This is a genomic window from Streptomyces sp. NPDC127119 (genome assembly GCF_042677425.1).
Taxonomy (GTDB): Bacteria; Actinomycetota; Actinomycetes; order Streptomycetales; family Streptomycetaceae; genus Streptomyces.
Map to the genome: position 1 here is coordinate 111413 of NZ_JBHXTO010000004.1, position 11820 is coordinate 123232.

Below are 11820 nucleotides of genomic sequence, written 5' to 3' on the forward strand. Positions count from 1 at the left end.
CGGAATCCCTTCCGGCAGTGGGTCAGGGAGGGCGCGGCACCCCCTTGGGGGCGTGCTGTGGAGGGGGTTTTCGGGGGTTGACCTGGGGTGCCTCCCTGCCTCCCTGAACGATCATTTGCGCAGGTCAGATGGAGGGAGGCGGGTCAGGGAGGGGGTTAGGGAGTTCTCCCTGTCTCCCTGACCCGCCACCGGTCGGCTCCCTGTCACTCGGCGGCGGAAGCGGAACCGTCGCTGTCGCGGTTGGCGAGGGCGCGGGCGAGCCGGTCACGGCCGACGACCATGACGCCGTCGGACTTGTGCGGCTCGGCTCCGGTGCCGTCGAGGACGCGCTTGAGGTCGATGAACGACCAGCCGCCGTAGGCGTCCGCGTTGAGGGTGCCGAGGCGGGACAGCACGTCCTTTGTGCGGACCCGCTCCGCGGTGCCGACCACGGACGCGATGTCCGCGAGCGGGTCACGGTCGTCGTCGGTGCGGTCGATGGCGTGCAGGGTGGTGACGCCGTCGCGCAGGGCCTTGGACCGCTCGATGATCGCGGTGGCCGCGTCGTCGTCGATGTAGTGCGTGCGCACCGTGATCGCGGCCTGCCCGGCGGGGATGTCGATGCCGGACGACGCCACAACCAGCGTTCCCTGATCCAGACCGGGACGCAGCATGTTCGGTGCCGCCCCGCCGTCCACGGCCTTGTCCCCCAGCGCCATGCGGGCCTGTGACTCGGTGCCCAGGGCGAGGGAGGCGCGGGTGTGGGCGCCCTCGCGCACGAGCTTGGGGAGGTTCTGGTCGGTGGGGTCCTGGGTGCCCTGCCACATCAGGACGTTGACCGCCCGCCCCTGGTTGTGAATCTTGCGCACGGCCATGAAGTACCGGGAGTTGGCCTTGGACCCGCCATAGGGCCGCTTGTCCTCATCCTTGGCCGGGCACATGAACGCCATCTGCGCCTCATCGACCAGCACGATCAGCGCGGGGAAGACGGTGCCGGGCGGGGCCTGGATCCGCCGGTTCATCTCCTCCACCGCACCTTCGACCATCTCGGTCACCTGGATCACGTGCTCATCCGTCGGACCCTGGATCAGCACGCGGGCGCGGCCGTCGAACATGGCCCAGTCACCAACCCCCTTGAGGTCACCGAGCAGGAATTCCACCGACCGGTCCAGTGCGAGCCACAGGGCGAGCGAGCGCAGGGCGACGGTCTTGCCCTGGTTGGACAGGCCGGTGATGAGGAGGTGGCGCTGGTAGAGGCTGAGCGCCGCGGCGTCGCCGCGCAGGTCCTGTCCCCAGGGGGCGCGGCCCTTGCCGTAGTCGGCGGTCATCGTCTCGTCGGTGACCAGCGGAGACGGCCCGATCGGCTCATCGAGCGCGCCGGAGTCGGCCACCCACAGCCGCACCGTGCGCGCCGCCTGCGGGATGGTGATGAACACCTCGTGCTCATGGCGGGTCAGGTTCTCCGCCAACTTCCGGCGCCGGTTCTGCACCTCGTTCGTCGACACCCCAGACGGCAGCGTGACGTCGACTTCCACACCGCATCCGGCGATCCGGATCGGCCCCAGCATGCTCGCGCCCGCGTCGCCCATCTCCTTGATCGCATTGCGCAGCGCGGGCACCCCGAGGTCGCGCAGGGCCTTGACCACGATCGACGGTGTGATGGGTTCGCCCTCGCCCGATCGAACGTGGTCAGGCATCGACCATGCGGGCGCGGCTTGCTGCTTGCTGCCGACCGCCCACAGCGCGAGCAGGACGAGGAACGGGCCGATCGTGAGCGCGGGCCCCCACACGATCTGCACGATCCGGATCACGGCGGCGATGAACTCGATGGTGGCGGCGAGTGGGGTGATGACGTCGGCGATGTCACCGTTGTTGATGGCCATCACGACCCCGAGCGCGACCAAAGCGCCGATCCCCATCCCCGTGCCCACGGCGACGCCCTTGGCCGCGTCGACCGGGGAGTGCAGGAGGTCCATGCGGCGGTGGTGGCGGGCGGCCCGGAAGCGCTGCAACCGCTCTTCCCACTCCTCTGCCACTTCCAAATTCCCGGCGGCCTCAGCCGCCCGGATCATCCGCTCGTACCGCGCCCCAGTCTTGCCGTCCCACGTACGGCGGGCCACGATCCGTCCGCCGTTGACGGTGTACAGGCTGTGCCGGGCCACCGCACGGGCGGCGGACTTGGTCCGCTCGTGGGTGGCTGCGGTCTTCACCGCGCGGCCGGAGCGCACCCACAACGGCACGAGCGGCGCGGGTGCCGGGTCGGGGACCACGGTGAGCACGGTCGGCGCCGTGTCGGTGGCGGGCGGGTCGGTGTGCTTGTGGAGGTGCACGACGTTCTCAGACATGCTGGAACTGCTCCTGACTGCCCCTCTCAGGGGGCGAAGGTTCACGGGAGAGCCGGGGTGTCCGTGTCCGTGGAAAGTCCCGGGCACCCCGGAACACAAGAGGGGTGGTGGCTGGTCAGAACCAGCCGGATTTCTTCTTGGCGGCCTTGGCGCGGGCGGCCTCGGTGATCAGGCGCTGACGCTCGCCGTGCAGCGCGGTCAACTCCGCCGTCAGCCGCATCTCCGCCGCCGTGCCGGCCGTTTCCAACCGCTGGTCCGCGCGGCCGGTGGACCGGCCCCGGGCGACCTGGTAAGAGCCGCCGACCAGGGCTCCGGCGATGGCGCGGCGTTCGCGGCTGTTGAGCGGCCACCACTCGCCCCGGCTGACTGCTTCGAGCTTCTTGCTCGTCTTGTCGATCTCGCGTTCCAGGCGGCGTAGTTCGGAGTTGCCCATCAGGTGGTCCCTTCCGGTGCGGGCGGGTCGGGGTAGGCGCACGGCACACACACGCCGAGCGAGCGCGGGATCACGTATCCGGCATCACACCGACAAGCCGGGCAGGTACGGCGCGCAGCATTGGCCTTGGCCAGCGCCGCCCACCGGCCCGGAGTCATCGGCCGCAGCGGCTTGGCGCAGTCGATGCGGTAGAGGTGAGCGACCAGCGGGCCCCGCCGAAAGCGGGGCCGCAGCACCTGCGCGGCCACCGGCTGCCCGCCGGGACGCAGACCGCGCGCCCTCAGTTGGCGGAAGGTGGCGTAGCCGTCCGGGGCGTAACGCCACGGGAAGGTGGGGATGCCGTGGCGGGCGCCGGTGGGGTCGTAGCACTTGCCGAACGCCCCGCCGCTCACGGAGCCGGGGTGGCGCGTTCGGCCAGCAGGGTGTCGCGCAGCATCCGGGCATTGACCGGGGAGGTGTGGACCTCCCGGCGGATGCCCTCAGCCGTCACCTTCGCGTCCGGCCAACCCGCCGTCACCTTCCGCGCCTCAGCCAGCAGTTCGGCGGCGGTGCGCTTGGGTCGGGCCGATCGGGCGGCCTGCGGGAGTCGACCGGTCGCCCGACGCGGACGGGTCGACTCCGCGGCGACCGGGCGCGGGGCGATCGAGGCGACCGGCACCGGAGCCACGGCCGGGATCGGCTTGAGCGGGACGGTCGACTTCACAAACTCAACCGTCACCGGATCGGGCATCCGAACCGGCGCCACGGTGATCGGCGCGGGGGTCGATTCAGGCAGGTCAGCCGTAGACCGAATCCTCTCGGTCTCGGTAGATTCCTCCGCATTCGCGACCGGAGCCGGAATCGGGGCGGGGTGGTGGTGGAGAACCTTGGCGACCAGGTCGGACCCGAAGTAGATCGAGCCGACCGGAAGCGACGTGGCGAGCAGCACGAGAGCCCAGTTCGCCGGGTCCCAGTCGGCGAGGCGGGTCCAGTCGACCGCGACGCCGTCCGCGTGCAGTGCGGGCACCAGGCCGTGGACGTAGTTCAGGACGAGTGAGGCGAGGGTGTAGGTGCCCAGCACCCGCAGCGCGAACCTGCGCGCGTCGTCGGTGAGCACGAGGGTTGCGATCAGGGCGAGCGCCATCAGGCCGTCGACCACGAACGGGTACAGCGTCGCCGCCGTCTCGTCCGCGCCGACCGCACTCGCGATGTCCCGCAACGCGTTCCAGGAGACCCGAAAGGCCATGGCGACGACCGCGACCAGCGCGGCCACCAGCAGGATCTTTCCCTTGCGGTTCATCGGCCGGCCCTCCCGTGCTCGCCACGGTCGCCCGGCTCCCAGATGAACCGTTCGCCCATCCACTCGTCCGCATCGCCGTTGTCCGGACCGATCTCCAGCCCGACCGATGGCCGGGAGCGCAGGAGGTGCAGGAGCCATCCGGGGATCTGGACGGCCCCGCCCGCGGCGACCACGAACCGCATCAGCGGCTCGTGCGTCATGAGCAGGGCGATGGTGGCGGCCACCATGACCAGCGCACCCGCCACGATCAGCACCAGGGCAACACCCCGGGGCGAGGAGGAGTCGGCACTCATGCTGCACCCCCGAGGGCGAGCAGCGCGGCCAGGATGAGCAGGGCCCCACCGGTGCAGGTGAGGTCGACCGCGCGGCGCAGGCCGGTGAACTTGGCGACCGCGAGACGGGAAAGCCCCGCGATGTCCGCCGCCCGATCCTCGGACAGGGTGGCGCTGATTTGCTCAGCGGTGAGCGTGGCCCACAGCGGAAAACCGTGGCGCCCCCGCAGGTTGGGGCGGACCGACCGCAGCAGCAGACCCGCCGCCACGACCAGCAGCCCCATGCCGAGACCGCCCACGACGTACGCGGGGACGGTCAGGGGCACATCCTTGGCGACCGTCCACGATCCGGCGAGGACCGCGCCGACGAACGCCAGCAGCAGACCGGTCTTGGTGTCGGTCCGTGCGATCTTTGCCTTCACCTCCGCATGCGCGGCGGCGAGCGTCTGCGGGGTGCTCACGCGCCCACCCCCGGAATGCGCATCGTGGTCAGGTTCGCCGCCGCGAGGCGAGCGGCGAGAACCTTGCGGCGGGCCCGGCGGATACGCCGTGCGTCCAGCTCGGTGGGGATGCGGTCCAGCGTGATGATCTGCGCGTCGAGCAGGTCGATGTCCGCCCGGATGACGGGCATCTCCTGCTCGATCGCGTCCAGCTCCGCAGCCGTCGGCTCACGGTCGAACTCGTCGGCGGTAACAACCGCCTGAACAGCACCGATGTACACCATGGGTCGTGGTTCCTCTCACAGGTGGAACGGCCCGAACAGCGGCCCCGGTGTTCCCGCACCGGGGCCGCGCGCCGTTGAAGTCGGATGTCCGGCTCCCCTCAGCGCTGCTCGTACGAGACGAGCAGCGGAGGCAACCGGCCGCAGCCACTGAGCTGCGGAAAGTCGAGTCGCACTGAACCGCACACGGGACAGAACCCGCGCACACCGCCCTCTTGCTTGCAGAGGTGGGACGGACTACCTCAGGCACGCTGTTCAGTTCTCAAGGAACGACCCGCAGAGGGCTCCGGTGAACGCGAGCTATCCCAAACGGGCAGGTCAGGCCGCTACAACGGGTTCACCCCAACTTGCTTAGGGGGGGTTGCCGTCTCGCTTGTTAGGTACCGTAGGCAAAGTCGAGGCTGCGCGCAACCCCCTCTCGCGGTACAGTCTGTTAGCCCCCCTAGGCGACGGTTGGAGAACAGTGGACAACGACATGCAGCGCGTCTCTGAGATCGCGGTCCCGGTTGACCGGGCCAAGGCAGCGATTGACCTGATGGCGACCTACCAGGGATGGGTCCTGGAGCTCTCGCGTATCCGTCGCGAAGCAATCGAGGAAGCGCAGGCGTCCGGCATGACGCAGGCTGAGATCGCGAAAAAACTTGGAGTCAGCCGCGGGCGGGTCGGGCAACTTGCATCAGCTGGTCCTCCCCCCGAGCGTGCCTTCTTCGGCACGGACTTGGTTACCGTGTCCCTCGGCGGCAAGTACGAGGCGGGCAAGAGCCCCGAGCAGAAACCAAGCGCGGTGGTAGTCAGGGAAGACCTCGACAACTTTGAGCACCTGCGCAAGTTGCTGGCGGGCATGAAGCTTGAGGCGCAATACGAGGTCATCCCGCCGTCCGGGATTGTCAACTTGAACCGCGAGAACCATGTGGTCATCTGCGGTCCAAGGCTGTCGCCCATCGTTGCGCAGGTGCTAGAAGGCGATGACAACCTACGGTTCGAGAAAGACCGAGCCTGGCATCTAGTGGATCGGAGGGCCGGAAAAGAATACCGATCACCGATGGACGAGGACGGATCAGCGGGGGACTTCGGATACCTCGGACGGCTTCCACGGCTAGATGGCCGCGGGACGTTCCTGTACGTCGCTGGTATCCACGCTATCGGTGCGAACGGAGTGGTGCATTACTTGGAGAACAACCTCGCCGAGTTGTATCGAGAGGTGCGCACTCGTCGCTTCTCGACCCTCATTTCCTGCAGGTATGACCCTGACACGCTTGAGGTGCTGGAAAGTCGACGATCCACCCCGCTGTACCGACATGAGGGCTGAGTATGCGCGTCTGTTTTGATACACAACCTGGTGGAGCCAACCCAAACGAGGATTGGGTGGCCGGCACACCCGCACTTGCAGTTGTGCTGGACGGACTGAGCACGGCGGGCCTGACCACAGGATGCCGTCACGGTGTCCCGTGGTACGTCACGCAACTTGGTGGCCAAATCGTAGGTGCATTGGGAGACTCGGAGTGTTCCCTCAAGGAGGGTCTAGCTGAGGCGCTCGAACGAGTCGCGGCAATGCATCCTGAGTGCGACCTCGGTGCTCCAGGTACGCCATCGGCCACAGTCGCGATTCTTCGCCAGCGACATGGAATGCTGGACCATCTTGTTCTCGCGGATTCCCCCATCGTCCTATGCGGCGAGGGGGATTATTCGGTGATCACAGACCTCCGGGTAGATGACGTACTTCCTGAGCTAAGAGCCGAGGTCGAGCAACACGAAACCAACACGGCAAGTCATAGAGAAGCTCTTCAGCGTTTCGTGCTCGCTCAAAGGCAAGTGCGAAACACCCTTGAAGGTTACTGGGTTGCTGCAGCCAGTTCAGAAGCGGCGGAACATGCCTTTTCTGGCATGACACCACTAAACGAGGTTCGTGCTGCTGCTGTCATGTCTGACGGCGTATCGAGGCTTGTTACAGAGTACGAGATGGCGACTTGGCCTGAAGTGTTTTCGATACTGGATATGAAGGGGCCAGCCGATCTGATCCGGAAAGTTCGAGAGATCGAGGCCACCGATCCCACGGGCCGTCGATGGCCTCGATATAAGTCTGGAGACGACGCGACGGCTGCCTACTGCCTATGGTGATGTGGCTTGCGCGCAGGAAACGATTTTATTCTGCGGCTTAGGAAGTGCGCCTTAAAAGGGCGGCTCGTCGCTGTAGCCGCCTCCATTCATGTTGCCCCAGCCGCCTTGCATAGAGGGTGGCTGGGGGGCGGGAGGAATTTTCGCGGCGATACTTTCGTGACCTTTGGCATTCAGTTTATCTTTATACTCGGCTCTCTTGTCAGATGGCACTGCGCCGATCAGTTTATCCAGCATCGGGTCACCGTGTAGGGAGTGGATTCCGACCATGAAGCGTTTACTTTCTGTTGCCATGGCGCCCAATATGGCATCTCTCTCCTCCATTCTCCCAAGGTCATGGAAGTGTCTTACAACTTCCATAATGCGGTCTGGCTGGCGCGCCGCTCCCAATTCTCTAAGCAAGTTCATGGCGTCTTTAGTTAGCTCCGCGGCTTTCAAATTATTTACTGCCACCTCGATATCTTGCTTTAGATGCCAGCAGGCGACATTTCGAATAAATGCCCTAACGTATACTCCGATTTTTGATCGACGTAGTCCAACAACGATAACTGGTGCGTAGCGAGTTCCATGTAGGCGAGCAGTGTGTCTCAGTAGTACGGAAACAGTGGCAGTGCCATCTGGGGACCATGCGGTCCAAGAAGTTGGGTCCTTACCTAGCAGAGGGAAAATTTGATCGAGGGCGCTGATGCATTGAACTACATCTGCAGGTTGACTCTTTGCTGCCCATTCCATAAGGCTCTCGCATGACATCTCCGCCTGTCGCATTTCGCTTGCAACGTGAGTAATCCAAGTGTGTGGCGGAGCGCCTTGGGACTGCTCAATAAGATCTACAAGATCTGTCATTCCTGCACGTTCAAGTGGCTCTAGATCCCACTTTTGCGCAATTGTCATCCCGGAAGGGTTTGGGGGGTTCAGGGTCCCCTTGAGTGGCGGCTTTGCATGAGTGCCGTTAGATGCGACAAATTTGGCGCGCCATGAATTTTCATCTACTTCTTGGGGGGTTAGCGGGGTGCCGTGAAGCCTTCCGTATTCGGCAATTGCTGCGACCAATGAAAGAACCTGTTGTAGCTTTGCCGGGCTCTTTCCAGAAAATTTTTCTTGGATTGTTGAGCGTGCCATACGGTGACGTCGTCCCTGTGCCTCCAGGAGGCGTTCAATCTCCCTGTAGGACGGGTCTCCTGCCCGCAAACGCAAGTCACTTAGCTGTCTGGCCAAGCTATTAGTCACAGTCCCCCCAGGCCTGCGTCCGTGATCGTCCGAAAGCGTCCGGTGGCGTCCGGGGCTGTCCGTCAACGTCCGTGTGGTGGAAGAGAAGCCTAGGTGAACTGGGCCGCTGCTGTCCGGGAAGTGCCGCAAGCGTCCGCCGAGTTGGTGCCGTGGCACCCGGACAGCTTCACTCAAAGTGCACGCCGCCCCGTCCCTTCCGCTTCATCGGCAGGAACGGGGCTTACCTCGTGATGCCAGGCAAGGACGGCCTGGCTGAAAGGATGGAGTACCGCAGTGGCGAAGATAGACGGGACCCCAGAAGCGGAGCCTACCGAAACTAGGCGCAGCAGGATTGACCTGTGGCTTGCCGGGGTCGCAGCGCTGACTGGGCTACTCGCAGCAGCAGCTGCGGTGATCACCGCTCTCAAGGGCTAAATGGGGGAGGCTGACATCAGCGGCTGACATCAACGCTGGCGCACAGTGGCTGACGCAGAGACATGCTTGGCCTAGGTGCGAAGTGGTAGATCGTGTGCCGACTCGGTTTCGGGTACGAGGTGCACCCGCCTACGGATCAGAAGGTTGCAGGTTCGAATCCTGCCGAGTGCACACAGGTCGAAGGCCCCGGAGAGATCCGGGGCCTTCGACGTTTCCGGGGCGTACGGCAGTGAAGTGCAGCAACTCGTCGCGTGCACCTTCGCGCCCCCGGGAGCGGGTTGCACGTGTGCCGGGTGCTCCGCAGCGGGATGGTCCGGAGCCGGCGCGGTCCAGCGTGGGCTGCGACCTCACGAGCCGTTTCTCGCTCCCGTACTCCTGGGACCCGTGGGTCTCGGCCCGGCCACCCGAGGCTCCCGGGGTGCTCGGTGGGAGAACGGTGCCAGAAGGGCCGCTGCTTGCTGCTTGGCGGCTCACTTGGGCGGCAGGAGGATCGGCCGCTTGGCCGCTCGGGTGCTGTGGCGGTCGCCCCCGCGGCTCCACATGTTGCGCTGCTGCCAGGCGACTTTTCTGGATGCCGGCGCAGCAGTATTTGCTGCAGTATTACTATTGATTGCTATTGCGGAGTCGCGGTAGCAATGATCGAGAATCCTTGTGCTCTGTTCGGCTGTTTCAGTAAACCGAGTGTGAAGTTGATCAGGCCGATACGCGCTGCGAGATCATGAACATTTTGGCGCAGGTATGGATACGCCGTCATGATCGCTACGTTTGCTCCGAAATCCTGATACACGGATTCTTCCGCTTCGTCCCCGCTGAACGTGAAACTGGTCAGCAATACTACGGAGATGTCCGCTACAGCGCTGTCTTCCTCGGTAAGTGCTTGGCATTTCAGGGTGAAGCGGTAGTCGACACTGTTGGGTCGATGTGACAGCTCCGTATCCAGAGATACCTCAGCACGCGCAGGTGCCTCACCGGAATGCCTCACGGCATGACACTCCTGCGCGACCACCCCGCGAAGATCAACCTGTGCTACAAACTTTGTCAGCCCCTCCAGGTTCTCCACGCGGTCCGTCACGAATTCGCCCCGCTTCGGAGCGGGTGAAAATCCTGGTCCGAGAAGAGCGCGGGCTTGGTCACCTCTGTGGGGCCTTCGTACAGGGCTTCGCCAGTGCCATAACTGGTGGTTGTCGAGCGCATCTCGACCAGAGTGGAGCTCAGCTCACCGGGAGTGAACCGTACTTTTATGCGTTCAGGACCTGCGTGTTGCACGGTCGAGAAGCGCATGCGCTCTATTTCTGGCGTGCACGAGGTACCGCAGCCTGTGTCCGTTTCGATCCAGTCCTGCGTGAGGGCGGGAACCACCTCACGCCCTTCCACGACTGCTTTGCGTGGTTCTCCTGCGGCCACTACGCGTATATCGAGTTCGTACCCCATGGCGTTGAGGTACTGCGCGATGGTGGTGATGCGGAGATTTCCGTCCCCACGGAACACCTGGCTCACTGCGGACTTCTTGATACCGAGACGGTCCGCCAGTTGAGACTGGTTCAGTCCGCAGGCGCTGAGAGCTCTTTGAAGAACTCGAAGGGTCTCATGGCGCAGTCTCGCTGCTGCTAGAAGTTGAGCGCCGTCCTCGCTACTGGCAAATCGGTCGTACAACGACTTCATGATTTCGAATCCTCCTCTCGAACCCATACCGCCCTGTTGATTTCCTTGCGTGGGGCCCGGGGCGTTCTCTTGATGAAGCCATGCGTGATTCTTACCGCTCCCACGCGTGTTCCTTCGACGTCAAAGAATGGAAGTCGAACATCGCCCGCCTTGAGTTCCTTGATGCCCCCCACGAGATTGTTCGTCTCGCGCGGAAAACATAACTCACGACGGTGGGCGAAATCTTCCAACACGATGAGCGTGTTTGCGAGCCGTTCACGGTCTTTCTTTCGCTTCGACGCTTCCAGGCCGCTTAAGAACTCATCGCATGGATTAGTTCCGTCCGATACCCTGGCCGCCTCGATCAAGTGTCGCTGACCATCTTCATAAATGATCCGCCCACACTCTCCGCACTCCTCGCGATTCAGTCCAGTTATGACTGTACCCTCCACCCCAAGGGTCAACAAGACGTAGGAGCTAAGCTTTACCTAACTTGATCCAATTGGCCCAGGGCGATCAATGTCGGCACTACGTCACCTTTTGGCGCCCTATACCCACCCGGAAGTGCAGCCACACTGTGTGGCTAGACGGTAACCGTAGCGAGCGATAAGGGTGTTGTGAGAGCGATCGTCCAACGTCGCTAGATCGGGTGAGGCGGTGTCCCTGCTTCTGTCGGGAACTTGGCTGAGCGGCATCCCCTGTTGCTCGTACCGCTCATGACTGCGTTCGCCATTGACCGTTTCGCACACGCCCTCTGCGGTCGAATGGTCGCTTGGTGCTCGGCGATCGATGTTGACGAACCTCCGGTACCTCAGTCTCAACTGCAGTTTCATTCTCAGTAGTTCACATTCGGAAGGCCGCGGGTTCGAATCTTGCCGAGCGCACGCGGGTGAGAAGCCCTGGACGTTGAGTCCGGGGCTTCTTTTGTCGGGGAGCGTCAGAGCGTTGGGTTCTGGCGGGTCTCGTCCAGGTGGGCGGTCATGAGTTCGGCCGTTCTGGTGAACCAGTCGTTCAGGACCGCGATCTCGGTGGGTGAGTAGTCGTCGAACTGCTCCGCCAGGCGGGCGTAGTACGGGCCGTAGAGCGCGGTGACGCGGGCGACCGCGGTGGGCAGCGCGGCGATACGTACGCGGCGGCGGTCGGCCGGGTCCGGGCGGCGGGTGACGTAGCCCGCGCGTTCCAGGCGGTTGACGATGCCGGTCACCGCGCCCGTGGTCACGTGAAGCCTGCCTGCCAGGTCGCCCGCCGTGAGGAGTTCCTCGCCGGCGCCCAGGACGTAGCCGAAGCAGGTCAGGTCGGAGACGTTCAGGCCCAAGCGCTGAGCCATCTCGTGCTGGGCGACCATGCTCGTGGCGATGAGGCCGTCCATCGCCGACAGGGTCTCCTCCGGGGTT

The 11820-nt window shown here is 64.3% G+C and carries 14 protein-coding genes; 2 read left to right on the forward strand and 12 right to left on the reverse strand.

Annotation, left to right across the window (positions count from 1 at the left end):
* Positions 1-203 precede the first annotated feature (203 nt).
* The 7 genes from ACFVH5_RS03510 to ACFVH5_RS03540 form a co-directional block, all read right to left on the reverse strand.
* Positions 204-2324, reverse strand: coding sequence for an ATP-binding protein (locus ACFVH5_RS03510; protein WP_385831720.1), 2121 nt, complete (start codon positions 2322-2324; stop codon positions 204-206).
* A 115-nt stretch (positions 2325-2439) separates the two neighbouring features.
* Positions 2440-2757 (reverse strand): hypothetical protein, encoded by a 318-nt coding sequence (locus ACFVH5_RS03515; RefSeq protein WP_385831722.1) that lies wholly within the window; start codon positions 2755-2757, stop codon positions 2440-2442.
* Complete coding sequence (locus tag ACFVH5_RS03520; protein WP_385831724.1) at positions 2757-3149, reverse strand: RRQRL motif-containing zinc-binding protein; 393 nt, start codon at positions 3147-3149, stop codon at positions 2757-2759. Before ACFVH5_RS03520 ends, ACFVH5_RS03515 begins: the two co-directional genes overlap by 1 nt.
* Positions 3146-4036, reverse strand: a complete 891-nt coding sequence (locus tag ACFVH5_RS03525; protein WP_385831727.1) for a DUF2637 domain-containing protein — start codon at positions 4034-4036, stop codon at positions 3146-3148. Before ACFVH5_RS03525 ends, ACFVH5_RS03520 begins: the two co-directional genes overlap by 4 nt.
* Entirely contained in the window at positions 4033-4329 is a 297-nt protein-coding gene (locus ACFVH5_RS03530) for a hypothetical protein (RefSeq protein ID WP_385831729.1), read from the reverse strand. Before ACFVH5_RS03530 ends, ACFVH5_RS03525 begins: the two co-directional genes overlap by 4 nt.
* Positions 4326-4769, reverse strand: coding sequence for a Pycsar system effector family protein (locus ACFVH5_RS03535; RefSeq protein WP_385831731.1), 444 nt, complete (start codon positions 4767-4769; stop codon positions 4326-4328). Before ACFVH5_RS03535 ends, ACFVH5_RS03530 begins: the two co-directional genes overlap by 4 nt.
* Positions 4766-5032 (reverse strand): DUF6284 family protein, encoded by a 267-nt coding sequence (locus ACFVH5_RS03540; protein WP_385831733.1) that lies wholly within the window; start codon positions 5030-5032, stop codon positions 4766-4768. The genes ACFVH5_RS03535 and ACFVH5_RS03540 overlap by 4 nt, the downstream gene beginning before the upstream one ends.
* Before the next feature lie 460 nt (positions 5033-5492).
* Between ACFVH5_RS03540 and ACFVH5_RS03545 the strand changes: the two genes are divergently transcribed.
* Together ACFVH5_RS03545 and ACFVH5_RS03550 are read left to right on the forward strand one after the other, a co-directional pair.
* Positions 5493-6338: a sigma factor-like helix-turn-helix DNA-binding protein gene (locus ACFVH5_RS03545; RefSeq protein ID WP_385831735.1), complete on the forward strand. Its 846-nt coding sequence runs from the start codon at positions 5493-5495 to the stop codon at positions 6336-6338.
* Positions 6339-6655: 317 nt separating this feature from the next.
* Positions 6656-7147 carry a hypothetical protein gene (locus tag ACFVH5_RS03550; protein ID WP_385831737.1) on the forward strand — a complete coding sequence of 164 codons (492 nt, stop codon included), beginning with the start codon at positions 6656-6658 and terminating at the stop codon, positions 7145-7147.
* A gap of 51 nt (positions 7148-7198) precedes the next feature.
* Here the strand turns inward: ACFVH5_RS03550 and ACFVH5_RS03555 are convergent, their stop codons facing one another.
* From ACFVH5_RS03555 to ACFVH5_RS03575, 5 genes are all read right to left on the reverse strand, one after another.
* Entirely contained in the window at positions 7199-8263 is a 1065-nt protein-coding gene (locus ACFVH5_RS03555) for a hypothetical protein (protein WP_385831739.1), read from the reverse strand.
* Between the two features lie 1135 nt (positions 8264-9398).
* Positions 9399-9857, reverse strand: a complete 459-nt coding sequence (locus ACFVH5_RS03560) for a hypothetical protein (protein WP_385831741.1) — start codon at positions 9855-9857, stop codon at positions 9399-9401.
* A complete protein-coding gene (locus ACFVH5_RS03565) occupies positions 9854-10447 on the reverse strand; it encodes a helix-turn-helix domain-containing protein (RefSeq protein WP_385831742.1) in 594 nt (197 codons plus the stop codon). The genes ACFVH5_RS03560 and ACFVH5_RS03565 overlap by 4 nt, the downstream gene beginning before the upstream one ends.
* On the reverse strand, positions 10444-10794 hold the full coding sequence (locus ACFVH5_RS03570) for a hypothetical protein (protein WP_385831745.1): 351 nt from the start codon (positions 10792-10794) through the stop codon (positions 10444-10446). The genes ACFVH5_RS03565 and ACFVH5_RS03570 overlap by 4 nt, the downstream gene beginning before the upstream one ends.
* Positions 10795-11363: 569 nt before the next feature.
* The gene (locus tag ACFVH5_RS03575) at positions 11364-11795 is read right to left on the reverse strand and encodes a MarR family winged helix-turn-helix transcriptional regulator (RefSeq protein WP_385831834.1); all 432 of its coding nucleotides are present in this window, start codon (positions 11793-11795) and stop codon (positions 11364-11366) included.
* Positions 11796-11820 lie beyond the last annotated feature (25 nt).